We start from the raw sequence: 22,354 nt of genomic DNA, 5'->3' as shown, positions 1-22,354 counted from the left end.
CGCAGGGCAGGGCATTTTCTTTCCCACTAATGTGTGACCTTATGCCCGCCGAACAGCAATGCCGCTGATTTGCGGTCAGACCGAGGAAACCCGCCACAGTGTTCGTATCCTTCTTCCCGCAGCCGAAGCTCTTCTATACCTCGGCCGCCGTCTGGAGCCTTTTTCTAGTCCTTGTCTGGTTCTTCGGCGGTGCGGAAGTCGGTGCCCTGCTCGGGCTGCCGCCGGCAGCAGCCGACGCGCCGCCGATCATTGGCGTCGCGGTTTTTTTGTCGCCGCCCTTTCTTTGGTTCTATGTGTATTTTGCGGCGGCCGTTGGGATCTTTTATGCGTTCTGGAGATGGTATTCTCCGCATCCATGGCGCGGCTGGTCGATCCTTGGCTCGTCGCTGATTCTGTTCACCACGTACTTTCAAGTTCAAGTCAGCGTAGCGATCAATAATTGGTATGGCCCCTTCTACGATCTAATCCAGGCGGCTCTGTCCAAGTCGAGGCCAGTTACGAACGCCGAATTCTATCATGACCTTGCGGACTTCGCCGGCATTGCGTTTGTCGCCGTTGTCGTTGGCGTGTTGACCCGCTTCTTCGTCAGCCACTACATCTTTCGTTGGCGTACGGCGATGAACGAGTACTACATGGCTAACTGGGATCGCCTGCGTAACATCGAAGGGGCCTCTCAGCGCGTTCAAGAAGACACAATGCGGTTTTCAACGACGATGGAGGGCCTGGGCGTCAGCCTCGTCGAGTCGGTCATGACTTTGATCGCCTTCTTGCCGGTGCTGATGCGGCTGTCGGCCAACGTTACCGATCTTCCGTTGGTCGGCCATGTGCCAAACGCGCTTGTAGTGGTAGCAATTGTCTGGTCGCTGTTTGGAACGACTTTCCTGGCGATAGTAGGCATCAGGCTGCCAGGGTTGCAATTTAGGAATCAGCGTGTTGAGGCCGCTTACCGAAAAGAATTGGTCTACGGCGAGGACGATGTAGAACGAGCACAGCCGCCGACGGTGGCGGAGCTTTTCCAGAATGTACGGAGGAATTATTTCAGACTTTATTTCAACTATATGTATTTCAATGTTGCTCGCATCATATATCTGCAGACAGACAACATTTTTCCTTATATAGTTCTGACGCCAACCATTATTGCCGGCAAAATTACGCTGGGTGCCCTGAATCAGATTCTAAATGCTTTCGAGCAGGTGCGGACGTCATTTCAGTATCTGGTCAATTCTTGGACAACGATCGTCGAATTGTTGTCGATCTACAAGCGCCTGCGCGCGTTCGAAGCCACGATCAAGGGCGAACCGCTGCCAGGCATCGACCGGCGTTATATCAAGCGCGGGGCAAGTGAACCTGATCCAGCCTGACGGTGGATCCAACACTATGAAGCAAGGCCGTTGGCGGCTCAGCCGCCGACTGCTGCCTGTGCTTCGCCTGGGTGTTGCCGCGCGACATAGTCGCGGAAGCTGATGCACTCGACATCGGCTTTTACGCAGACCTCGCCGGCAAAGCGCTCCAGCGCCTCCCAGTAGGTGCCGCCGTTCATCTGCGTGAAGTGGAAGCCGAGCTCGAGCGGAAGGCGCTTGCCGTTGTACTGCGCATTGAAGGCGGCGCGGAACGCATGATAGGCGCGGTCGGCGAATTCGGACGCCTTGGCCGGCTCCTCGAAGCCGCCCGAATGGCGAACATAGAGATTATAATCCATGGCGACCACCGGCTTTGATTTCGGCCCTTCCGGAATCAGCGGCAATGCAAAATGCGTGACGCCGTTCCTCGTCGGCGGCGGGGCAGGACCGTTCGAGACACCGCTCGCGTCGTACTGGAAGCCGGCTTCGGGCAGCGCTTCGTAAAGCGCCTTGTCGGTCGACAGGTACGGCGCGCGAAAACCGGTCACGGCATGACGGGCGAAATCGCGCCAGCCGGGCGGCTCGGGCGAGATGCCGTTGATCGCATAGGCATTTTCGAAGATGCGTCGGAATGCGCCGAACTCGGCCAGCCAGTCGGCCTTGCTCCAGTCCTTGCCGTCGAAATGGCCGCAGGCATGGCTGCCGATGTCGTGGCCTTCGGCGGCCGCGAGCCGGATCTGTTCGAGCCGGTCCGCCACCTCCTGTTTCGAGGCGGCAAAGCCGATATTCGATTTGCTGGCGCCTTTGCCGGGCGCGATGTACTCAGCGCGCGTGTCCGGCGAGAGCAGGAAGACGCAGGACAGAAAATAGGTGAAATGCGCGCCGGTGCGCTTCGCCAGCGCGCGGCTGCGTTCCCATTGCGAAATCTCGCGCGCGCTGTCGAAGGAGATGAGGACGATCTGCTTCGGCTTCACCGGTATCGGCTCCGGCGATTTGGGCGGATCGGCGAAAGCCCCGGCAACGCAGGTGGCTAGCGAAGCAAGACTGAACGCAAGGATGCGGAACGGATGTGGCACTGGTTGCCTTTCGGGGCGATCTTTCAGACTATTGAAAAGCCGGCTATCGGCCAAATGTGGCATCGGTACGTTCCGGCTCGCCTGCAAGCCGCTCTAGATTGTCCCGCCGATTTTCCGGTCGGACCCCTTCCATGCCGACAAAATTTCGCTAAAACGCGGGCTCAAGAAGCGCCCCGCCAAGGGGCGTGATGGTTTTTTGGCCGCAATGGTTTTTGATTGATGTCGGACGACAGTTTTATCCGCGAAGTCAACGAGGAGATTCGCCGCGACCAGGCGCAGGCGCTGTGGGACCGTTTTGGTCCGGCGTTGCTTGGCCTTGCCATCTTGGTGGTGGTCGGCACTGCCGCCGTCGTTGGCTACCGCTACTGGGACGAGACCCGTGCCAACCGCTCGGGCGATGCCTTCTCAGCTGCCCTCAAGCTTGCCAATGAGGGCAAGAACGACGAGGCGATCGCGGCTCTCGATCAACTGGAAAAGGACGGCTACGGCGCCTATCCGCTGCTCGCCCGCATGCGCGCGGCGACCGTCAAAGCCGACAAGGGCGATGTCGACGCCGCCGTCAAGGACTTCGACGAGGTCGCCGCCGACAGCGCAATTCCCGCCGGCATACGTGATATGGCTCGCCTAAGGGCAGCGCTGCTGCTGGTCGACCACGGCTCCTTCGCCGATGTTTCCAGCCGGGTCGAGGCGCTGACCGCCGACACCAATCCGCTGCGCCATTCCGCGCGCGAGGCGCTTGGTCTTGCCGCCTGGAAGGAAGGCAAGTCGGCCGACGCGCTCAAACTGTTCGACCAGATCTCTTCGGATGACGGCGCCCCGCGCAATGTGCGCCAGCGGGCGCAGTTGATGTCCGAACTGATCCGCGGGTCGGGCAACGCGTCGTGACCTCAGATGGGCTTCAAAGTCGCCATCATCGGCCGGCCTAACGTCGGCAAATCGACTCTTTTCAATCGGCTGGTGGGAAAGAAGCTGGCGCTTGTCGACGACACGCCGGGGGTGACGCGTGACCGTCGTGTGCATCCCGCCAAGCTTTACGATCTTCACTTCGACGTCATCGACACCGCCGGCTTCGAGGATGCGGCGGCCTCGACGCTGCCCGGCCGCATGCGCCAGCAGACCGAGATCGCGATCCGCGAAGCCGACCTGATCTTCTTCACCGTCGACGCCAAATCCGGCCTGATGCCCGACGACCGGACCTTCGCCGAGGTGGTCCGCAAATCCGGCAAGCCGGTCGTGCTGGTCGCCAACAAGGCCGAGGCGCGTGGTGCGCAAGCCGGCATGCTGGAAGCCTGGGAGCTTGGCCTCGGCGAGCCGATCCCCGTCTCGGCCGAGCATGGCCAGGGCATGCCCGACCTGCGCGACGCGGTGATCGCGGCGCTCGGCGAGGAACGCGCCTTCGGCGAGGACGAGGAAGAAGCGGGTGACGAGATCGCCGTGAGCGAGGTGCTGATCGGCGAGGATATCGCCGATCCCGATGCCGAGCCCACCTATGACGACACCAAGCCGCTGCGCATCGCCGTCGTCGGTCGCCCCAATGCCGGCAAGTCGACGCTGATCAATGCGCTGATCGGCGAGGAGCGGCTGCTGACCGGCCCGGAAGCCGGCATCACCCGCGATTCCATCTCGGTCGACTGGGACTGGCGCGGCCGCCGGATAAAACTGTTCGACACGGCCGGCATGCGGCGCAAGTCGAAGGTCCAGGAAAAACTCGAGAAGCTTTCGGTGCAGGACGGCCTGCGCGCCATCCGCTTCGCCGAGATCGTCATCATCATGCTCGACGCCACCATCCCCTTCGAGAAGCAGGATCTGCAGATCGCGGACCTCATCATCCGCGAGGGCCGCGCGCCGGTGATCGCCTTCAACAAATGGGACCTGATCGACAACCCGCAGGAGCTTCTGGCCGAGCTGCGCGAGAAGACCGAGCGGCTTCTTCCCCAGGTGCGCGGCATCCAGGCGGTGACCGTCTCGGCCGAAACCGGGCGCGGCCTCGACCGGCTGATGGAAGCCGTCATCAAGACGCACAAGGTCTGGAACAGCCGCGTCTCCACCGGCAAGCTGAACCGCTGGCTGGAAGGCATCCTCGCCCATCATCCGCCGCCCGCCGTCGCCGGCCGCCGGCTGAAGATCAAATACGTCACCCAGGCCAAGACCCGCCCGCCGGGCTTCGTCGTCTCCTGCTCGCGCCCGGACGTGATGCCGCAATCCTATGTCCGCTATCTGTCGAACAGCCTGCGCGAGGCCTTCGACATGCCCGGCGTGCCGATCCGGATGGCGCTGCGCACCTCGGAAAATCCTTTCGCCGGCCGGGCGAAGAAGCGGTAAGGTTATCCTCTATTGCAGGGCAGGATCTTCGCAACGCTGGCGGGACAGCACCCCCCTCTGCCCTGCCGGGCATCTCCCCCGCAAGGGGGGAGATCAGCAGCTCTGCTGACGGCGCTCGTCCTGCAACGTTGGAGATTGGCGAAAGCATAAGCGAAATCCAATCTCCCCCCTTGCGGGGGAGATGTCCGGTAGGACAGAGGGGGGTGTGAAGGAACTCGACGCTGGATGCTCCGACTTGCTGTGATGCTTGTCCGAAAAAGCTAAGCGACCTCTCGCAACCCATCACCGGTTCGCGCCCCCTCAGGCAGCGCCTCGATCGCCGACTGCAGCAGAATCTCCGCCAGCCGCGCCGCCACCGGATCGAGCTCGGCGTCCTTCTGATGCAGATGCAGCGCCATCTTCGGCAGTGCCGGCAGCCCGAGCACGCCGGGCGCGAGCGCCCTGACGTTGGCGGGCAGGCCGATATCGGTGCGGATCGTCAGGCCCAATCCAGCCGCCACCGCCGCCCAGATGCCGCCAAGGCTTGGGCTGGAGAATGCCATGCGCCAGGCGAGGCCAGCGCGGTCGAGCGTCTCCGTCGCCACGGTGCGCAGCAGGCAGGGTGCTTCGAACACCACCAGCGGCAGCGCCTCGCCGTTGCGGGAACCCGCCTCCACCGGTTTCGCCGGGCCGATCCAGCGCGCCTGCACGTCGGCCACATGCCGGCTGTAGGGCAGCGTCGTGCCGTCATGCCAGGCGAGCGCAATGTCGAGGCTGCCGGACAGGACACGCTCGGCAAGTTCATGGCTGCGTCCGATCCGCGCTTCGATCCGCACCTTGGGATGGGCGCGGGCGAAGCGGCCGAGCACTTCGGGGAGCACGGCTTCGCCGAAATCCTCCTGCAGGCCAAGCCGCACCCAGCCTTCCAGCTCGACGTCGCGGATGGCGGAAGCCGCCTCGTCATTGAGCTCGATCAGGCGCCGCGCATAGCCGAGCATGGTCTCGCCGGCTTCGGTGAGCGCCAGGCCGCGGCCCGCCTTGCGGAAGATCGGCGTCGCCGCCTGCTCCTCCAGCTTCTTCAGTTGCGCGCTGACGGCTGAGGTCGAGCGGCCAAGCCGCTCGGCCGCCTTGGCGAAATTGCCCAGTTCCATGCCGGTGACGAAAGTCCTGAGGACGTCGAGGTCGAAGGTGACGCGTCGCATAAGATCATCCTTGTTTTCAGGATTGTTGATCAAAAACTTCCTGATTTTTCGAATGAAGTTATGGCGCTACATCCATCCGGTCAAGGCCGTCAGCCGGTCGTCAAGGGATTGGAATCATGTCAGCCATCGTCACCCGCAGCGATTGCGAGCCGTCTGAGCGAAGTATCGCCTCCGCCTCGGCCGGCCGGACCTTCGGACCCAACCATCGCTGGAAGGTGCTGGGCATCGGCGTCGCCGCCAACGCCGGCTTCTCCGCCACATTCTCCGGCATCCCGGCAACCGCGGTAGTGATGCGTCAGGGCTATCATCTCGGCAATGCCGAGCTCGGCCTGGCGCTCGGTCTGCTCGGCCTCGGCGTGGCGCTCAGCGAATTGCCCTGGGGCGTGCTCACCGATCGCTGGGGCGACCGCCGCGTGCTCTTGACCGGGCTCGGCGCCACGGCGGCATGGCTCTTCATCATGGCGATGCTCGTCGTGCCGACGAAAACAGCCGTTCCAGGCGTCACGCTGCTTTCGGCGAGCCTGCTCGTCGCCGGCCTGCTCGGCGGCAGCGTCAACGGCTCCAGCGGCCGTGCCATCATGGGCTGGTTCGGCGAAGGCGAGCGTGGCTTTGCCATGAGCATCAGGCAGACGGCGGTGCCGCTCGGCGGCGGGCTCGGCGCGCTCATCCTGCCTTCGCTTGCCTTGGCCTTGGGCTTTGCCGAGGTCTTTGGCCTGCTTGCGGCCATCTCCGCTCTCTCGGCTTTCCTTGCCTGGCGCTGGTTGCATGAGCCGCCGGCGCAAGCCGGCGCTCACGCTGCCGCCGCGACGAACGGCCCGGCGCCGCTGTGCAACATCGAGGTCTGGCGCATCTCGACGGCCATCGGCCTGCTCTGCTTCCCGCAGGTGGCGGTGCTCACTTTTGCTTCGGTCTTCCTGCACGACTTCGCCGGCATGGGCACGTGGGTGACCAGCGCAAGCCTTGCCGTCGTGCAGACAGGCGCCATGGTGATGCGCGTCTGGAGCGGCCGCTATACCGACCGTCGCGGTAACCGCCGTCCCTTCCTGAAAATCTCCAGCGCGCTCAGCGCACTGGCCTTCATGCTCCTCTGGCTGCTGGTGATCGCGGCGGCCAGGCAGCCGGCACTGATGTTGTTCCTGCCTGTCATGGTGGTCGTGGCTGGCATCTCGGTTTCGGCCTGGCACGGCGTCGCCTACACCGAACTGGCAACGCTTGCCGGCGCCGGCCATGTCGGCACCGCGCTCAGCCTCGCCAACACCCTTGTCTTCATCGGCTTCTGCCTGGTGCCGATCGCCATCCCTTGGCTCTTGCTTCTGTTCGCATGGCCGGGCGTGTGGCTGGCGGCCGCGATCTGCGCGGCGATCGCCTGGCCGATATTCCTGCGCCCAGCCTGATTCACCCAGCCTGATTCCTGGCCGGCTTTCCGCGGCAGTGGGAAGCCGGCTTGCCTTCAACAAGAAAAAAACACGATCGATGTCGTTAACCCCCCATCAAGGTTAATGCTTCATTTTGGCTCTCCGGGGTCAGTAGCGTTTCTGGAGAGTTCCGTGCATCGACGCGTTTTTATGCGGCTCGTCGCCGCCGCCGTTGCGAATAAACCTTCCTTCCTTACTCCTTTGGTTCTGGGGCTCGGCTTCTGGGTCGGCTTTCCATCGGTCGTCGCCTATCAGGACATGGCGAGCCTCGTCTCCGGGCTGGAGTCGCCTCACGCCCGCTGGAGCGCCTACGTCGAAAAATCCGTCGCCGGCTCGGTGCATGCCGCCGAGATGCCGTTCATCGATTCCGCCGCTACGGGCTCGATCTCTGGCTCCGGCGTGAAACTGCCCGGTGTGGGGGCGGTTGCGTTTCGGGGTAAGGGCAATGCCGCCGGCGCAACGCCCGATGAGGACCGCGTCGTGCGCGCCGACAAGAAGGGCCGCCTCGTCCAGGTGTCACCGGTGGCGCCGCCGAAGAATTTCAGCGCCGGCTCGATCTTCGAGCGCACCTCGTCGCTGCTTCGCCCCGCGATGGACAGCGGCCTGAAGCTCACCTTCGCCAAGCCTGGCATCAAGGGGAAGGAAGTCCAGATCGCCCAAGCCTTCCATATCCGCGAAGACAAGAAGCCCGATCCCGGACTGCCGGCGGCTCTCGTCGCGCTCGTCAACAACGACAAGCCGGATATCCTCGCCACCGCCTATGCCCAGTCGGCGCCGGACTACGCCAAGGCGTCACCCTTCGAGGCGCTGCTGCAGGACGATCCCAACGATGGCCGCTTCATCCCGCCGATGGGCAAGGGCGACCACGCGTGGATGCAGAACCCGCTGCCGGCGGCCGTCTTCTCCAAGCCGGAACAGGAATGCCTCGCCAAGGGCATCTATTTCGAGGCGCGCAGCGAGTCGGTGCGTGGCCAGGCCGCGGTTGCGCAGGTGATCCTCAACCGCGTCCGCAACCCGGCCTATCCGAAGACGATCTGCGGCGTCGTCTACCAGAACGACAACTGGTTCAACCGCTGCCAGTTCTCCTTCGCCTGCGACGGCAGGAAGAAGCGTATCAACGACCCGGTCGCCTATAAGACCGCCCAGGATGTCGCCATGGCGGTGACCGCCGGCAAGATCTTCATCCCGGAGGTCGGATCCTCCACGCACTACTATGCCAACTACGTCCACCCCGGCTGGGCGCGCGCCATGCAGCGCATGACCAGGATCGGCCTGCACATCTTCTATCGCACCTATGGCGGCGGCTGGAGCTGAGCCGTTCGGGCGAGCCTCCGGGGGCGTTCTCCGCGGCTCGCCGCGCGCACCGATCGGCGCGGCTTGCCGCGCGGATTCGCGCCGAGTCCTCGCGCGGGCGTGACGGGCACGATGTCGCACCCGGATAAGTAACTGATTTAATTAAGAAAAATACATCACTTCGAAGTTCGGCCCGTGGCTTGACGGGCGCGGACCCTCTAACTATGTTGCCGGCGACTTTAGAAGCGGACGGACGGTGATAGTCTGCCCGGGCAGGGGGGTTGCGATGGCCAACAAAGACAGGCCAGACGGAACCGGAGAAACCGGCCGCGGCAAACAGCGTGAAGCCGCCATCCGCGACGACGAACTTGAGCGCCGCCGGCGCGAGCTTGAAGCATCGCTTGCATCAAGGCGCACGGACCGGCTCGAGGGGAAAGACGAAGCGAAAGCTGCGACCGGTTACGGTCAGGCACTGAAACTGTCCAGCGAGTTCATCGCCGGAGTGGTGGTTGGTGTCGGCTTGGGCTGGATCATCGACCGCCTGGCGGGAACGGCGCCTTGGGGTCTGATTGTCGGCCTCTTGCTGGGCTTTGGCGCCGGTATACTCAATGTCCTGCGTTCGGCGGGACTTGCACCGGAATTCGGTCAAGGCGGCAAGCCGCCCGAGCCGAAGGAATGAGATGAGGCGCCGCAAGGCGCTAAAACGAACTTAAGAAGCCGGTTGCGGCTTTGACGGGGATAAAAAGTGGCTGCTGACAAGGTCGATCCGATCCACCAGTTCCAGATCCATCCGATCATCCCGCTTCATATCGGCGGCTACGACGTCTCCTTCACCAATTCCGCCCTGTTCATGGTCGTGACGGTCATCGTTGCGTCCGCCTTCCTCTACATGAGCACCGCCAGCCGCGCCCTCATTCCGGGCCGCCTGCAGTCGATGTCCGAGATGGCCTACGAGTTCGTCGGCAACATGCTGCGCGACGCGGCGGGCAAGCAGGGAATGCAGTTCTTCCCGCTGGTGTTCTCGCTGTTCATGTTCGTGCTGGTCGCCAACCTGATCGGCCTGTTCCCCTATTTCTTCACCGTCACCAGCCACATCATCGTCACCTTCACGCTGGCCGCGCTGGTCATCGGCACCGTCGTCGTCTACGGCTTCGCCAAGCACGGCTTCGGCTTCCTCAAGCTGTTCGTGCCGCATGGCGTGCCCGGCTACCTCATGCCGCTGGTGGTGGCGATCGAAGTCATTTCATTCGTCTCGCGCCCCGTCAGCCTCTCGGTTCGTCTTTTCGCCAACATGCTGGCCGGCCACATCACGCTGAAGGTGTTTTCGGGCTTCGTCGTCAGCCTCAGCGCGCTGGGCGCCGTCGGCGTCGCCGGCTCGATTTTGCCGCTCGCCATGGCCGTCGCCCTGACGGCCTTGGAATTGCTGGTCGCCTTCCTGCAGGCCTACGTCTTCGCGGTGCTGACCTGCATGTACCTGAACGACGCTCTGCACCCGAGCCACTGATCGATCTTCACCGGCGCCCCGGCGCCAGCATACCCAACGTACCAACCGCAACGATTACGAAAACCACAGGAGTTTTGAAATGGACGCAACTGCAGCAGCTGCTATCGGCGCTGGTATCGCCTGCATCGGCATGGGCGGCGCGGGCATCGGCCTCGGCAACATCTTCGGCAGCTACCTCTCGGGTGCGCTCCGCAACCCGTCGGCTGCTGACGGCCAGTTCGGCCGCCTGATCTTCGGCTTCGCCGTGACCGAAGCTCTGGGCATCTTCTCGCTCCTCATCGCGCTGCTGCTGGTCTTCAAGTAAGAAGCACGCGCTGACGAAAGGGGCCGCATGGTGCGGCCCCGCCGTATGGACAGGGGAATGAGATGTTCGTGACATCTGCCTTTGCGCAAGAGTCCGCGCCGGCTGCGGCCGAAGGCGATACGCATGCGGGCACCGTCGTGCCTGCCGAGGAGCATGGCACGTTCCCGCCGTTCAATGCCGAGACCTTCCCGTCGCAGATCCTGTGGCTCGTCATCACCTTCGGGCTCTTCTATCTGTTCCTGAAGCGGGTTGTGATGCCGCGCGTCGGCGCCATCATCGACGTCCGCAACGATCGCATCACCCAGGATCTCGACCACGCCGCAAGGCTGAAGGGTGAGGCCGATGCGGCCGTTGCCGCCTATGAGCAGGAACTGGCGGAAGCCAAGGCCAACGCCAACAAGATCGGCCAGCAGGCGAGCGACGCCGCCAAGAGCGAAGCCGAAAGCACGCGCAAGAAGCTCGAGGCCGAACTCGAGAAGAAGCTCGGCGAGGCCGAGGCGAGCATCGCCTCGATCAAGGCCAAGGCGATGAAGGAAGTCGGCACGATCGCCGAGGACACCACGTCGGCCATCGTTGAGGCGCTCGTCGGCGGCAAGACCGACAAGGCCGAGATCGCGGCCGCGGTCAAATCCGCAGCCCGGTGAGGAGGGCATCATGGACGCCACATCACTCGCTACACTCTGGGCAACAATCGCCCTGATCATCTTCCTCGGCGCCGTCATCTATCTGAAGGTGCCGGGCATGCTCGCCAAATCGCTCGACGCCCGCGCGGCCAAGATCAGCAGCGAGCTCGAGGAAGCCCGCCGCCTGCGCGAGGAGGCCCAGCAACTGCTTGGCCAGTACCAGCAGAAGCGCAAGGAAGCCGAGAAGGAGGCCGCCGACATCGTCGCCGCCGCCAAGCGCGAGGCCGAGCTGCTCGCTTCCGAGGCGCATAAGAAGACCGAGGACTATGTCGCCCGGCGCACGGCTCTTGCCGAGCAGAAGATCAGCCAGGCCGAGCGCGAGGCGATCGGCGAGGTGCGCGCCAGCGCCGTCGACATCGCCGTCGAAGCCGCCCGCGCCCTGCTTGCCGCCAAGGTCGACGCCAAGGCCGGCGCCGATCTGTTCAAGTCCGCGCTGCAGGACGTGAAGGCCAAGCTGAACTGACGAATTTCGCTTTACGGAATCAAAAAGCCGCCTGGGCAACCCGGCGGCTTTTTTGTTGTGGCGGAGATAATCTCCCCCCTCGAGGGGAGATGTCGCCGAAGGCGACAGAGGGGGTCGCCTCCGCTGACGCAGCGCTCTACTGGTGCAAATGCCGTATTGAAAGAAAAAAGAGGTTGGCGCTCTTCGCGAGGCGACCCCCTCTGCCTGCCGGCCATCTCCCCCTCAAGGGGGGAGATTACGCAACTCCCGCGGCGCCTCACTCCAATCCTGCGAAGCTCTCTTCTTCCTCTTCCACCACCTCAACCCCACCCAGTCGAAACGGTGCGAACGACGCCCGGTGCAGCCGCGCCACCGGGCCATGCACTTCGATAGCGGTCCGATGCCGAACGGTCGCATAGCCCATATGCACTTCGAAGCCATAGTGCTCGTGATGACCGCCGCATCCGCACATCATCCGGTCGCGCATCACCTTGGCGACGATCGAGGCGGCGGCGATCGACTGCGAGCGCTGGTCGCCCTTGATCAGCGCCCGGCCCTCGCAGGGCAGCCCAGGCGGCACGTCGCGGCCATCGGCCAAGGCCAGCTTCGGCTGCAGCGACAGGCCGGCCGCGGCGCGGCGCATCGCTTCCAGGCTGGCTTTCAAAATGTTGCTGTTGTCGATGCCTTCGGCGCTGATCGAGGCCATCGAGACGCTGAGCGCCGAGCCGAGAATCTTGAGGAACAGCGCCTCGCGCTGCAAGTGGGTGAGGCGCTTGGAATCGTCGAGGCCATCGGGAATGTTGGCCGGGTCGAGCACCACTGCGGCTGCAACCACCGGACCGGCGAGCGGCCCGCGGCCGGCCTCGTCCATGCCCGCGACAGGCCACATCCCATCGGCCATCGCCTTCGTCTCGATGGAGAAGTCGGGCTTCTCGACAAGTTCAAAGAGAAGCGGAGAATCGGAACGCGCGCGAGCCATGGTGCGGCGAGGTTCGCATCGGCTCCGATTCTCCGCAAGTCCCTCCGGGTCGGATGGGGCGTCGGACCAGGGAGGGCACCGTCTCACGGCCGGGGGACAGGGGCCGGACGGGATCGTGGGCCAGGGCACAGCCATGCGGCGCGCCCTGGCCTGGTCTTTGTCAAAGCAACATCAGCTGCTCTCCGGCGCCTGAGCCCGCGACGAATTGATCGGTCCGAAGCTGCCGCCTCTCGACGTTGAGACCGAGCCTCTTGGCGGCCATCTCGAAGCGCCGGCCGATCTGCCAGGCATAGGGTCCGGCGCCTTTCATGCGCTTGCCCCATTCCGAATCGTAGTCCTTGCCGTCGCGCATCGAGCGGATCAGCGACATCACATGCCGATAACGATCCGGATAATGGCGAAGCAGCCAGTCCTTGAAGATCGGCGCCACTTCGAGCGGCAGCCGCAGCACGACATAGCCCGCTTCCCTGGCGCCGGCTGCGCGTGCCGAATCGAGGATGCGTTCCAGTTCCGGGTCGTTCAGGCCGGGAACGATCGGCGCCACCATCACCGAGGCCGGGACGCCGGCATCCGAAAGCTGCCTTATCGCCTCCAGTCGCTTGGTCGGGGTCGACGCGCGGGGTTCCATCGTTCTCGCCAGCATGCGGTCGAGCGTCGTGACCGACAGCGCCACCTTGGCGAGGCCGCGTTCGGCCATGCGCGACAGGATGTCGATGTCGCGCGTCACCAGCGCCGATTTGGTGACGATGCCGACCGGGTGGCCGCGCGCCTCCAACACCTCCAGGATCTCGCGCATGATCCGGTACTGCTTCTCGATCGGCTGGTAGGGATCGGTGTTGGTGCCGATGGCGATGGTGCGCGGCTGGTAGCCCGGCTTCGACAATTCTCTGTCGAGCATGCGCGCCGCATCCGGCTTGGCGAAGAGCTTGGATTCGAAATCGAGCCCTGGCGACAGGCCCATGAAGGCATGCGTCGGCCTGGCGAAGCAGTAGACGCAGCCATGCTCGCAGCCGCGATAGGGGTTGATCGAACGGTCGAAGGAAATGTCCGGCGATTCGTTGCGGGTAATGATCGTGCGCGGCTTCTCGACCTGCACTTCGGTCTTGAAGGGCGGCAGCTCTTCCAGCGAGTTCCAGCCGTCGTCGAACACATGCCGGCTGACCGGCTCGAACCGGCCGGACGGATTGATGCCGGCCGAGCGCCCGCGATTGCGGTCGGGCCGGACGCGCATGCCGCTCTGTTCGATCATCGCATTGGCCATTTCGGCTCGGCCCGCTCCGAAGGCAGCAATGTCGGCACGCACGATCTGTTCCATTTTCGCCCTCTCCCAAGGACTGTCGGCAGGCTGTCGAATCGCTCTGTTCATGAAACTATTCCTATTTTGCCGGTGAGAACAAATCAAGAACTTTTTGATCCGCGACGCGCAACTGGCGCAACGCGCGGCTTTCGGCTATTCGGCTGAACGATGCTCAGCGTTCTTATCGAAACCCGGAACGACGAAGAGGGCCTTGCTCGCACGCTCGCCTCGCTGATCGGCGGCGCGGTCGAAGGCGTCGTGCGCGACGTTGTCGTCTGCGACACAGGCTCGACCGACCAGACGCACCGCGTCGCCGAGCACGCCGGCTGCCACTATGTGGCCGGCGGTATCGCGACAGGCATCGGTCAGACCAAGGGCGACTGGCTGCTGCTCCTTGAGCCTGGCGCACGGCTGGCCGAAGGCTGGATCGAGGAGGTCGTCGCTCACATGGCGAGGCAGACGATGCCCGCGCGCTTCTCGCGCGCCCGCGCCAATCGCGCCCCGTTCCTGGCCAGGGTCTTTTCCGGCAACCGGGCGCTGGCCGAGGGCCTTGTCATCAGCAAGCGCCAGGCCTCGGCTCTCGCAAAGAGCGCACGCAGCGCCGAAGCCTTGGCGCGCGGCCTCGCAACCAGAAGGCTCAATGCCGAGATCTGGGTGGCGCCGCCGAAGTGACGACCGACGCTGCGGCGTCAACAGGGAAGCCGGGCGTAAATTTCAGCCCTCGCTTTATTGTGCGTTGCACAAAATTGCAGGGGAGGTTAGCATCCTTGCCATGCGGGACAATCGGGATTGGGTAGTGCCAAAGCGATAGCCAGATGTCGCTTCGATGGACGCCATGCATATGAGGACCCGATGAACCTTGCTCCCCCAGACAATTCCGGCGCGGCCAGCCTGGAGGCCATTGCCCGCAACGGCAGCCTGCTCAAGCGCATCGCTGTGCGCATCCCGACCTATCTGACGGACCTTCGCGAAAACCCGGCCTGGCTGCCGATGTTCGTGCTGGCGCGCACCATGCCGGGGCGCCGCATGCACTGGCTGGGCGCCAAACGGGCGCGTCCGGCCGACAATGCGGAAAAGACGATGTTCACCGGCATCGAGCGCGAGGCCGTGGTAGAGGCTTTGCGTTCCGATGGGTTGTTTTCGGGCTTCATGCTGCCGCAGGAGATCCACGAGGAGATCGCCGCTTTCGCGCAGCGCACGCCCTGTTTCGGCAACTTCGACCGCCATCTCGAATTCATGCCGGGCGAGCATGCCGAGGCCGAAAAGCTGTATGGCCGCTCGCTGCTCAGCGGCCACTATTTCGAGCGGATCCTGGACTGCAAGGCGGCTCTTGCCATCCAGAAGGACCCGCTGCTCCTCGACGTCGCCCGGCATTATCTCGGTGGCCAGGCGAAACTGATCACCACGCGCGTCTGGTGGAGCTTTCCGACCGGCAAGGCCTCGGATTCCGACAAGAACCTCGCTTCGCTCGGCAAATATCATTTCGATCTCGACGACTGGCGGATGCTGAAGTTCTTTTTCTATCTGAAGCCTTGCGATGCCGGCACCGGTCCGCATGTCTATGTTCGCGGCAGCCACAAGCGCCGCGCGCTCAAACATCAGCTGACGCTTCTGGTTGGCCATCCGGCGGAAGATGTGCTGGACGTCTATGGTCAGCAAAGCCCTGTGACGCTCACCGGCGAGGCCGGCGTCGGCTTCGTCGAGGACCCGTTCGGCTTCCACATGGGCACGGTGCCGGCGCACACGCCGCGGCTGATGATGGAAATCGGCTTCGGTGTCTCGCGGCCGTCGCGTCGCCGCTTCCACGGCGAGCCCGTCATTCGCTGAGCCGGTCAGATCCCTGGATTTCGACCGGCATCCAACTCGTGCGGCGCCTGGCCAGGCGCTGTTCCCGGCCTTCGGCGTCGTAGCGGACCGGGATCGGCTCCCGGGAAAACCGCTCGCGGTCGTCGAGCGCGTTGACGATGACGATCGCCCTGGCCTCGGCGCCATCGCCGGCGATTGCCGCGACATAGACGCCGCATTCGCGGCACAGCAGATAGTCGGCGGTGCGCAGGCCGAAGCGATAGATTTGCAGCCGCGCCCTGTCTTCGACCGAGACGACCAGCTTCCCGTTGGGATCGGCGGCCGCCCGCGAACCATGGCGGGTGCAGAACGAGCATTGGCAGGCGCGGATATCCAGTCCCGCAGGATCGAGAGCGCTGGAGAAGCTCAGGCGGATGTTGCCGCAATGGCATCCGCCGCTGTGAACGGCCATGGCATGGTCCCTTGTTTCCTTGCACAAGGTACTTTGCCAACATCGGCTTCGGAATGGCGCTTCGAAGGCGGGAACACCATTCCGCCTCGCAAATGAGATCCCGATCGGGCGCTTTGCCTATGCTTTAAGAGGCAGGCTTGCCGCCCCGCCTGAGATGCTCGTCGAGCCGCGGCATGATCTCGACGAAGTTGCAGGGCATGTGCCGGTAGTCGAGCTGCGGCTTCAGGATGCCGTCCCAGGCGTCCTTGCAGGCGCCGGGCGAGCCCGGCAGCACGAAGACGAAGGTGGCGTTGACGACGCCGCCCGTCGCCCGGCTCTGGATCGTCGAGGTGCCGATCTTGTCGTAGGAGATGCGGTGGAAGACTTCCGAAAAACCGTCCATGCGTTTTTCGAAGATCGGCTCCAGCGCCTCCGGCGTCACGTCACGGCCGGTGAAGCCGGTGCCGCCGGTGGTGATGACGACATCCACCGCCTCGTCCTTCGACCAGCCGAGCACCTTGTCTCGGATCTTTTCGCGGTCGTCGGTGACGATGTCGCGGGCAGCCAATATGTGGCCGGCCTCTGCGATCCGGTCGGCCAGTGTCCGGCCCGATTTGTCGTCGGCGAGGCTGCGCGTGTCGGAAACCGTCAGCACCGCGATCCGCACCGGAATGAAGGGGCGGCTTTCGTCAATTTTGGCCATGAGCGTCAGCCTCCATGCTGCGCGTCGCGGCGACGAACCAGCCGGGATGACGGCCGCGGATGTCGATTGCCGCGCGCTTGCCGACATTGCCGGTCTCGAACAGGCCGAAACAGGTGGCGCCGGAGCCGGACATTCGGGCGAAGGCGGCCCCTGCTTTTTTCAGCGCCGCGAGCGCTTCGCCGACGGCCGGCTGGATGGCTCGAGCGGCAGGCTCGAGATCGTTGCGGGTCGTCTCGAGCCAATTGCGGATGGTGTGAAAATCCAGGCGGCCGGGCAGGGACGGCAATGCCTCGTTGTCGTGCCTGGAAAGCGCCTTGAACACGTCGGGCGTCGAAACCGCCACGCCCGGATTGACCATAACCAGCGCCAGCGCCGGAAATTGCGCCAGCGGCGCCAGCTCGTCGCCGACGCCGCGCGCAATCAGCGGCTTTGTCGCGAGGCACATCGGCAGGTCGGCGCCGAGCGTCAGGCCGATCCGCGCCAGTCCGGCTTCGTCGATGTCGAGCTTCCAGAGGCGCGAAAGGCCGTTGAGCGCGGCCGCCGCGTCGCTCGAGCCGCCGCCGACGCCGGAAGCGATCGGCAGGTTCTTTTCCAGCCGGATGGCGACAGGGCGCGTCATTTGCGCCCCAGCCTCTGCGCGTAATGCTTCGCGCGCTTTGATCACCAGATTGTCGCCATCGAGCGGCACACCGGCGGCAAACGGGCCGGACACCGAGAACGCATCACGCTCGGCCGGCTCGATCTGCAGCCGGTCGCCGAAGCGGGTGAAGACGACAAGGCTGTCGAGCAGGTGATAGCCGTCGGCGCGCCTGCCGGTCACATGCAGCGCCAGATTGATCTTGGCAGGCGCCAGCCATGTCCGGGACTTGGCCTCGGGCTCCAGAATGTCGGCTGCTGGCGAGATGGCTTCAGTCCTTGGCCAGACGGTACTCGCCGGTCTTCGGATCCTTGACCAGTGTACCCATCGTGCCGTTGGCCGCCTGTTTCTCGGTGCGCCGGATTTTTGCCGTCACACGCTCGGCCTCACGCACGAACGCGCGATAGCCGAAATAGGCGGCGGCGCCGACGACAGCGAAGAAAATGATCTGCGGCATCTCGAAACTCCTCCCGCGTTAGCGCGGCAAGGCCGACCGTACAGGTCGGTCAAGTGACTATGCTAGACACTTTCATGGCTTTTTCAAAGCCCGAAGCGCGCCCACAGCGCGCGCTCTTCCGCCGCATCGATGATGCCGTTCGCGGCGGCCGCCGCGATATCCGGCGCCGAAAAGCGCGAGCCGAACAGGCCGAAGCGGCCGAAAAACCCGCGCGGCGCGGTGATCAGCTTGAGTTGCGTCTTTTCGCCGAAACGGGTCTTGAGCACGCTGCGCATGTCGCCCAGCGCATCGACCAGACCGAGCTCCAGGCCTCTCTTGGCGGTCCAGAACAGGCCGGTGAACAGATCCGGATCGTCCTTCAGCTTCGTGCCGCGCCGCTCCTTGACGAGGTCGATGAAGGTCTCGTGCACTTCGAGCTGCAGCGCCTTCAGCCGCTCGACGTCTTCCTTCTTTTCCGGCTTGAACGGGTCGAGCACGGCCTTGTTCTGGCCGGCGGTGTGGACGCGCCGCTCGATGCCGATCTTCTTCATCAGTTCCGGGAAGCCGAAGGAGGCCGAGACGACGCCGATCGAACCGACGATAGAAGACGGGTCGGCGAAGATCTCGTCGCCTGCGATCGCGATCATGTAGCCGCCGGAGGCCGCCACATCCTCGACGAAGACCAGCACCTTCTTGTCCTTTTCCGCCGCCAGATCTCGGATGCGCCTGAAGATCAGCCGCGACTGCACAGGCGAGCCGCCGGGCGAATTGATCGAAATCGCAACCGCCGGCGCGTCGAAGCCGAACGCTTTCTCGATGAGGCCGGCCGTCGAGGCGAGCGACAGGCTCGGCCGGAACTGGCCGCCGCCGGGCAGGATGGTGCCGTGCAGCCGGATGACGGGAATGGTGACGACTGTCGAGCGCCAGGGTTTCGGCAGCAGTCGGTTGAGGAAGCGTTTCACGAAAGCTTGTCTCCAGAAAGAGGTGCAAGAGCAAGTGAAACCTCATCCTTGCTCCCGGCATGTAGGAATTCGCCAGCCAACGGCAATGCCGCATTGCCGGCCTCTAATCAATCGCCGAACAGCGACGCCAGCCCATTGTTGATCATCTCGGTCCGTTCCGTCGGTTCGTTGCCGGACGGTCCGTGCAAGGTGAGCGGCGGCCGGATCGACAGTTTTCCGCGCGCGCCGAGCATGGCCCTGACGACGATGCGGATCGCCGCGGCGTCCGGGCGCGGGTGGACGCAAAGCATCTCGGCATCGCCGAAGCGGCCTTCGATCGCATCGAGGACCGCGACAAGCTGCTCCGGCCGGGCGATCACCGCCAGCCCGCCGCGCGGCTTGACCACTGCGGCGGCACTCCTGATCCAGCGCTCGAACAGCCCGTCCTCCGTGACATGCGCCTCTCTGCGCAGTGCATCCGGCGTGGCGCGATCCTCGGTGGCGTTGAAAGGCGGGTTCATGATCACGAAGTCGAAGGAATTGTCGGCTAGCCCGGTCTCGGCCCGCGCCCGGCCGGTGAGCGTGACGTCGGCCGTCAGCACCGAGGCGCGGTCGCCGATATGCGCATTGCCCGGATGCGCAAGCGTGGCGGCGGCAAACGCCGCCATGTCGGCGGAGCGCTCGACCAGCACAGCCCGCGCCTCAGGGCAGCGCGACAGCGCGGCGAGCGCCGCGGCGCCGGCGCCGGCGCCGAAATCGGCGAGCCGGCCGGAAAAGGTGGACGGGACGGCCGCCGCCACCATCATGGCGTCCATGCCGGCGCGATGGCCTTGCCTCGGCTGCACCAGCCAGAAGCGCCCGCGATGGAAGGCATCGACCGTGTGGGCCGGGGTGTCGGGGGCAAAAGCGGTTGAAGCTGCCATTATTTCCGGCGGATCTCGTTCTCGATGCCGGCATCCTTCAGGATGCGCCGCGCCGCATCGGCCTTGTCCGCATCGACCATGACGCGCCTGGGCAGGATGCCGAGCGATCCGTCGAGCACGCTCATGTTCTGGTCGGCGACGAAACAGGCGATGCCGGCGTCGCGCATCAGCGATTCGATGAAGGAAATGACGACGGCGTCATTGGTGCGGACAAGCTCAATCATGGAATGAAAATCGCAGGTTGCGGCGTTCATGTAAACGTTGAGGCAACCCCGCGCCAGGCTTGCCGCGCCAATTCGCCTCTTGCCGTGCCCGGTTGTACCGACCTAGAGTCCTACCGGGATCAGGGTGTTGTCGTGCGCGCGTCAATGAGACGGGAGTGATCGTGGTGGGTGTCGTTCTGAATATCGAAGGCAAGCGGGAACCCGCTTCCATCAAGGATCTCATCGCTCTGACGGCAGCCGACATGGGCCGCGTCAACGAACTGATCCTGTCGAAGGCCGGCTCCGACGTCGAGATGATCCCGGAGGTCGCCAATCACCTGATCTCTTCGGGAGGCAAGCGCCTGCGGCCGATGCTGACGCTCGCCGCCGCCCAGATGTTCGGCTATTCGGGCGACGGTCACGTCAAGCTCGCGACGTCGGTCGAGTTCATGCACACCGCGACGCTGCTCCATGACGATGTCGTCGACGAGAGCGCGCTTCGCCGCGGCAAGAAGACGGCGCGCATGATCTGGGGCAACCAGGCAAGCGTGCTGGTCGGCGACTTCCTGCTAGGCCAGGCTTTCCGCATGATGGTCGAGGTCGGTTCGCTGGAAGCTCTCGACATCCTGTCGAGCGCTGCCTCCATCATCGCCGAGGGCGAGGTGATGCAGCTTGCCGCCGCCAAGAATCTGGAGACCACCGAGGACGAGCATTTCGCCGTCATCAAGGCCAAGACCGCGGCCCTGTTCTCGGCTGCAGCCGAAGTCGGCCCGGTGATCGCGCTAGCCTCCCGCAACGACCGCGCGGCGCTGCGCTCCTACGGCATGAATCTCGGCCTTGCCTTTCAGCTCATCGACGATGCGCTCGACTATGGCGGCTCCAGCAAGGATCTCGGCAAGAATGTCGGCGACGATTTCCGCGAGGGCAAGGTGACGCTGCCGGTGATCCTCGCGTACCGGCGCGGCACCAAGGCCGAGCGCACCTTCTGGAAGCGTGCCATCGAGGACAACGTCGCCGACGATGCCGGGCTGGAAAAGGCGATCGGCCTGATGACCCGCCACGGCGCCATCGCCGACACGATCGGCCGCGCGCGTCACTTCGGCGAGATCGCCCGCGACGCGCTGGCGCCGCTGGAGGCGACGCCGCAGAAATCGGCGCTGATCGACGTCATCGATTTCTGCATCAGCCGCGTCAACTGAGAACCTATCGGATCTTCGGTGTTTTGCCGATGACCGCTGGAGCGGGGCGCGCCTGTGAATCCCGCTTTGGCCGTCTCGACAAACGGCGGCTCTGCAAATTATCTATAAAATATGGCCAACACAGACGACACGATCGCCGTCCGTATCAGCAAGGAACTGGCTGATCGCATCATCTCTGGCGCGATCGAGCCGGGATCGCGGCTGCGCCAGGACCATGTCGCGGAGGAATTCGGCACCAGCCATGTCCCGGTGCGCGAGGCGTTCCGCCGCCTCGAGGCGCAAGGCCTGGCGATCAGCGAGCCGCGCCGCGGCGTGCGCGTTGCCGCTTTCGATCTCGGCGAGGTGAGGGAAGTGGCCGAGATGCGCGCGGCGCTTGAGGTGCTGGCGCTGCGCCATGCCGCGCCGCATCTGACGCCGGCGATCCTCGACCAGGCCGAGGAGGCGACCAAGGCGGGCGACAAATCCCGCGACGTCCGCTCCTGGGAAGAGGCCAACCGCACCTTCCACCGGCTGATCTTGGCGCCCTGCAACATGCCGCGGCTTCTTTCCACCATCGACGATCTGCATGCCGCGAGCGCCCGCTTCCTGTTCGCAGCCTGGCGCTCCGAATGGGAAACCCGCACCGACCAGGATCATCGGGCGATCTTGAGCGCGCTCAGGCAGGGCAACACGGAAGCGGCTGCCGCCACGCTTGGCCGGCACGTGCAATGGATCGGCCAGAAGCCGGTCAAGACCGCTTCCGGCAGGACCCGCGAGGCCTTCGCCATCGTGGGGTAGAGCAATCAGAACAGACAGCGGAAACGGCAACGCTTCCGCGCCTCGGCGCTCTATTTCCGCCAGATGTCGGCTTTGGGCATCCCAAAAGCTTTTGAATGGCCCAGCCTCACTGCTCGTCGATCTGCGTTTCCGCGACGGGGCGCTTGCCATCTCTGCAAAAATATGGATTCGATAATAGATCGAGTACAGAAATTATCTATAACTCAATCCAACCAGGGACATCACCGTGACAAACATCGCCGTTTCGACCCGCAAGCCCTCTTTCAGTCCGCTCCGGCTGGACAGCCGCTCCGTCGCCTGGAAGGTTGGCGCTGTCGTCCTCGGCTCGCTGTTCCTGGCGCTGTCGTCCTATATCGAGGTGCCGATGGTGCCGGTTCCGGTGACCATGCAGACCTTCGCCGTGACGCTGATCGGCGCGCTCTATGGCTGGCGGTTCGGCGCGCTCACCATCGCGGCCTGGCTG

General features: G+C 64.3%; 26 protein-coding genes. 15 read left to right on the top strand and 11 right to left on the bottom strand.

Annotated elements, in window-relative coordinates:
* Nucleotides 1-98 precede the first annotated feature (98 nt).
* Nucleotides 99-1,361, top strand: coding sequence for a peptide antibiotic transporter SbmA (sbmA, locus tag EOA38_RS02665; RefSeq protein ID WP_127298366.1), 1,263 nt, complete (start codon nt 99-101; stop codon nt 1,359-1,361).
* Nucleotides 1,362-1,399: 38 nt separating this feature from the next.
* Here sbmA and EOA38_RS02660 read toward each other — a convergent pair whose 3' ends face one another.
* Complete coding sequence (locus tag EOA38_RS02660; protein WP_127298365.1) at nt 1,400-2,416, bottom strand: polysaccharide deacetylase family protein; 1,017 nt, start codon at nt 2,414-2,416, stop codon at nt 1,400-1,402.
* A 219-nt stretch (nt 2,417-2,635) separates the two neighbouring features.
* On the opposite strand from EOA38_RS02660, the gene EOA38_RS02655 reads away from it, so the two are divergent.
* Nucleotides 2,636-3,301 carry a tetratricopeptide repeat protein gene (locus tag EOA38_RS02655; protein WP_126095311.1) on the top strand — a complete coding sequence of 222 codons (666 nt, stop codon included), beginning with the start codon at nt 2,636-2,638 and terminating at the stop codon, nt 3,299-3,301.
* Between the two features lie 6 nt (nt 3,302-3,307).
* Nucleotides 3,308-4,738, top strand: coding sequence for a ribosome biogenesis GTPase Der (gene der / locus EOA38_RS02650; protein ID WP_127298364.1), 1,431 nt, complete (start codon nt 3,308-3,310; stop codon nt 4,736-4,738).
* A 260-nt stretch (nt 4,739-4,998) separates the two neighbouring features.
* Here the strand turns inward: der and EOA38_RS02640 are convergent, their stop codons facing one another.
* On the bottom strand, nt 4,999-5,919 hold the full coding sequence (locus tag EOA38_RS02640; protein WP_127298363.1) for a LysR substrate-binding domain-containing protein: 921 nt from the start codon (nt 5,917-5,919) through the stop codon (nt 4,999-5,001).
* Nucleotides 5,920-6,035: 116 nt separating this feature from the next.
* On the opposite strand from EOA38_RS02640, the gene EOA38_RS02635 reads away from it, so the two are divergent.
* From EOA38_RS02635 to EOA38_RS02605, 7 genes are all read left to right on the top strand, one after another.
* Nucleotides 6,036-7,313, top strand: coding sequence for an MFS transporter (locus tag EOA38_RS02635; protein ID WP_127298362.1), 1,278 nt, complete (start codon nt 6,036-6,038; stop codon nt 7,311-7,313).
* A gap of 153 nt (nt 7,314-7,466) precedes the next feature.
* Nucleotides 7,467-8,648, top strand: coding sequence for a cell wall hydrolase (locus EOA38_RS02630; RefSeq protein ID WP_127298361.1), 1,182 nt, complete (start codon nt 7,467-7,469; stop codon nt 8,646-8,648).
* Between the two features lie 265 nt (nt 8,649-8,913).
* On the top strand, nt 8,914-9,306 hold the full coding sequence (locus EOA38_RS02625) for an AtpZ/AtpI family protein (protein ID WP_126095306.1): 393 nt from the start codon (nt 8,914-8,916) through the stop codon (nt 9,304-9,306).
* A 66-nt stretch (nt 9,307-9,372) separates the two neighbouring features.
* Complete coding sequence (locus tag EOA38_RS02620) at nt 9,373-10,131, top strand: F0F1 ATP synthase subunit A (protein ID WP_127221305.1); 759 nt, start codon at nt 9,373-9,375, stop codon at nt 10,129-10,131.
* A 79-nt stretch (nt 10,132-10,210) separates the two neighbouring features.
* Entirely contained in the window at nt 10,211-10,435 is a 225-nt protein-coding gene (locus tag EOA38_RS02615) for a F0F1 ATP synthase subunit C (RefSeq protein WP_027164582.1), read from the top strand.
* Between the two features lie 62 nt (nt 10,436-10,497).
* Nucleotides 10,498-11,079, top strand: coding sequence for a F0F1 ATP synthase subunit B (locus EOA38_RS02610; protein ID WP_127221306.1), 582 nt, complete (start codon nt 10,498-10,500; stop codon nt 11,077-11,079).
* Between the two features lie 10 nt (nt 11,080-11,089).
* Nucleotides 11,090-11,581, top strand: a complete 492-nt coding sequence (locus EOA38_RS02605) for a F0F1 ATP synthase subunit B (protein ID WP_126095303.1) — start codon at nt 11,090-11,092, stop codon at nt 11,579-11,581.
* A 256-nt stretch (nt 11,582-11,837) separates the two neighbouring features.
* On the opposite strand, the gene EOA38_RS02600 is transcribed toward EOA38_RS02605, so the two are convergent.
* Nucleotides 11,838-12,539, bottom strand: coding sequence for a ribonuclease HII (locus EOA38_RS02600; RefSeq protein WP_127221307.1), 702 nt, complete (start codon nt 12,537-12,539; stop codon nt 11,838-11,840).
* Nucleotides 12,540-12,699: 160 nt separating this feature from the next.
* Entirely contained in the window at nt 12,700-13,854 is a 1,155-nt protein-coding gene (locus EOA38_RS02595) for a PA0069 family radical SAM protein (RefSeq protein WP_127298360.1), read from the bottom strand.
* A gap of 150 nt (nt 13,855-14,004) precedes the next feature.
* On the opposite strand from EOA38_RS02595, the gene EOA38_RS02590 reads away from it, so the two are divergent.
* Together EOA38_RS02590 and EOA38_RS02585 are read left to right on the top strand one after the other, a co-directional pair.
* Entirely contained in the window at nt 14,005-14,508 is a 504-nt protein-coding gene (locus EOA38_RS02590; RefSeq protein WP_127221308.1) for a glycosyltransferase, read from the top strand.
* Nucleotides 14,509-14,688: 180 nt separating this feature from the next.
* Entirely contained in the window at nt 14,689-15,663 is a 975-nt protein-coding gene (locus EOA38_RS02585) for a hypothetical protein (RefSeq protein WP_127298359.1), read from the top strand.
* Here EOA38_RS02585 and EOA38_RS02580 read toward each other — a convergent pair.
* The 7 genes from EOA38_RS02580 to EOA38_RS02550 form a co-directional block, all read right to left on the bottom strand.
* A complete protein-coding gene (locus tag EOA38_RS02580) occupies nt 15,653-16,093 on the bottom strand; it encodes an aldehyde-activating protein (RefSeq protein ID WP_127298358.1) in 441 nt (146 codons plus the stop codon). The genes EOA38_RS02585 and EOA38_RS02580 overlap by 11 nt on opposite strands.
* 124 nt (nt 16,094-16,217) lie before the next feature.
* Nucleotides 16,218-16,775, bottom strand: coding sequence for a molybdenum cofactor biosynthesis protein B (gene moaB / locus EOA38_RS02575; protein WP_126095297.1), 558 nt, complete (start codon nt 16,773-16,775; stop codon nt 16,218-16,220).
* Nucleotides 16,762-17,658 (bottom strand): 4-(cytidine 5'-diphospho)-2-C-methyl-D-erythritol kinase, encoded by an 897-nt coding sequence (locus EOA38_RS02570; RefSeq protein WP_127298357.1) that lies wholly within the window; start codon nt 17,656-17,658, stop codon nt 16,762-16,764. The genes moaB and EOA38_RS02570 overlap by 14 nt, the downstream gene beginning before the upstream one ends.
* Nucleotides 17,659-17,683: 25 nt before the next feature.
* On the bottom strand, nt 17,684-17,869 hold the full coding sequence (locus EOA38_RS02565; protein ID WP_027164591.1) for a membrane protein: 186 nt from the start codon (nt 17,867-17,869) through the stop codon (nt 17,684-17,686).
* A gap of 83 nt (nt 17,870-17,952) precedes the next feature.
* The gene (locus tag EOA38_RS02560) at nt 17,953-18,810 is read right to left on the bottom strand and encodes a S49 family peptidase (RefSeq protein ID WP_127298356.1); all 858 of its coding nucleotides are present in this window, start codon (nt 18,808-18,810) and stop codon (nt 17,953-17,955) included.
* A 107-nt stretch (nt 18,811-18,917) separates the two neighbouring features.
* Nucleotides 18,918-19,712 carry a methyltransferase gene (locus EOA38_RS02555; RefSeq protein ID WP_127298355.1) on the bottom strand — a complete coding sequence of 265 codons (795 nt, stop codon included), beginning with the start codon at nt 19,710-19,712 and terminating at the stop codon, nt 18,918-18,920.
* The gene (locus tag EOA38_RS02550) at nt 19,712-19,936 is read right to left on the bottom strand and encodes a DUF2007 domain-containing protein (protein WP_126095293.1); all 225 of its coding nucleotides are present in this window, start codon (nt 19,934-19,936) and stop codon (nt 19,712-19,714) included. Before EOA38_RS02550 ends, EOA38_RS02555 begins: the two co-directional genes overlap by 1 nt.
* A 164-nt stretch (nt 19,937-20,100) precedes the next feature.
* Between EOA38_RS02550 and EOA38_RS02545 the strand changes: the two genes are divergently transcribed.
* The 3 genes from EOA38_RS02545 to EOA38_RS02535 form a co-directional block, all read left to right on the top strand.
* Nucleotides 20,101-21,114 carry a polyprenyl synthetase family protein gene (locus EOA38_RS02545; RefSeq protein WP_127298354.1) on the top strand — a complete coding sequence of 338 codons (1,014 nt, stop codon included), beginning with the start codon at nt 20,101-20,103 and terminating at the stop codon, nt 21,112-21,114.
* 111 nt (nt 21,115-21,225) lie between these two features.
* Entirely contained in the window at nt 21,226-21,891 is a 666-nt protein-coding gene (locus tag EOA38_RS02540; RefSeq protein WP_127221098.1) for a GntR family transcriptional regulator, read from the top strand.
* A gap of 226 nt (nt 21,892-22,117) precedes the next feature.
* Nucleotides 22,118-22,354, top strand: a 237-nt coding sequence (locus EOA38_RS02535; protein WP_189434401.1) for a biotin transporter BioY, incomplete at its 3' end; no start/stop codon positions are given.

Origin of the sequence: Mesorhizobium sp. M1E.F.Ca.ET.041.01.1.1, assembly GCF_003997355.1 — a bacterium.
In the GTDB taxonomy this organism is placed as follows: Bacteria; Pseudomonadota; Alphaproteobacteria; order Rhizobiales; family Rhizobiaceae; genus Mesorhizobium.
Note: the sequence above shows the minus strand (reverse complement) of the source record. Positions and strands in the feature narration are given on the sequence as shown.

Coding starts and splice junctions, on each gene's coding strand:
- EOA38_RS02655 (WP_126095311.1), top strand. CDS start 2,636: ATGTCGGACGACAGTTTTATCCGCGAAGTCAACGAGGAGATTCGCCGC.
- der (WP_127298364.1), top strand. CDS start 3,308: ATGGGCTTCAAAGTCGCCATCATCGGCCGGCCTAACGTCGGCAAATCG.
- EOA38_RS02640 (WP_127298363.1), bottom strand. CDS start 5,919: ATGCGACGCGTCACCTTCGACCTCGACGTCCTCAGGACTTTCGTCACC.
- EOA38_RS02635 (WP_127298362.1), top strand. CDS start 6,036: ATGTCAGCCATCGTCACCCGCAGCGATTGCGAGCCGTCTGAGCGAAGT.
- EOA38_RS02625 (WP_126095306.1), top strand. CDS start 8,914: ATGGCCAACAAAGACAGGCCAGACGGAACCGGAGAAACCGGCCGCGGC.
- EOA38_RS02615 (WP_027164582.1), top strand. CDS start 10,211: ATGGACGCAACTGCAGCAGCTGCTATCGGCGCTGGTATCGCCTGCATC.
- EOA38_RS02610 (WP_127221306.1), top strand. CDS start 10,498: ATGTTCGTGACATCTGCCTTTGCGCAAGAGTCCGCGCCGGCTGCGGCC.
- EOA38_RS02605 (WP_126095303.1), top strand. CDS start 11,090: ATGGACGCCACATCACTCGCTACACTCTGGGCAACAATCGCCCTGATC.
- EOA38_RS02600 (WP_127221307.1), bottom strand. CDS start 12,539: ATGGCTCGCGCGCGTTCCGATTCTCCGCTTCTCTTTGAACTTGTCGAG.
- EOA38_RS02595 (WP_127298360.1), bottom strand. CDS start 13,854: ATGGAACAGATCGTGCGTGCCGACATTGCTGCCTTCGGAGCGGGCCGA.
- EOA38_RS02590 (WP_127221308.1), top strand. CDS start 14,005: ATGCTCAGCGTTCTTATCGAAACCCGGAACGACGAAGAGGGCCTTGCT.
- EOA38_RS02585 (WP_127298359.1), top strand. CDS start 14,689: ATGAACCTTGCTCCCCCAGACAATTCCGGCGCGGCCAGCCTGGAGGCC.
- EOA38_RS02580 (WP_127298358.1), bottom strand. CDS start 16,093: ATGGCCGTTCACAGCGGCGGATGCCATTGCGGCAACATCCGCCTGAGC.
- moaB (WP_126095297.1), bottom strand. CDS start 16,775: ATGGCCAAAATTGACGAAAGCCGCCCCTTCATTCCGGTGCGGATCGCG.
- EOA38_RS02565 (WP_027164591.1), bottom strand. CDS start 17,869: ATGCCGCAGATCATTTTCTTCGCTGTCGTCGGCGCCGCCGCCTATTTC.
- EOA38_RS02555 (WP_127298355.1), bottom strand. CDS start 19,712: ATGGCAGCTTCAACCGCTTTTGCCCCCGACACCCCGGCCCACACGGTC.
- EOA38_RS02550 (WP_126095293.1), bottom strand. CDS start 19,936: ATGATTGAGCTTGTCCGCACCAATGACGCCGTCGTCATTTCCTTCATC.
- EOA38_RS02540 (WP_127221098.1), top strand. CDS start 21,226: ATGGCCAACACAGACGACACGATCGCCGTCCGTATCAGCAAGGAACTG.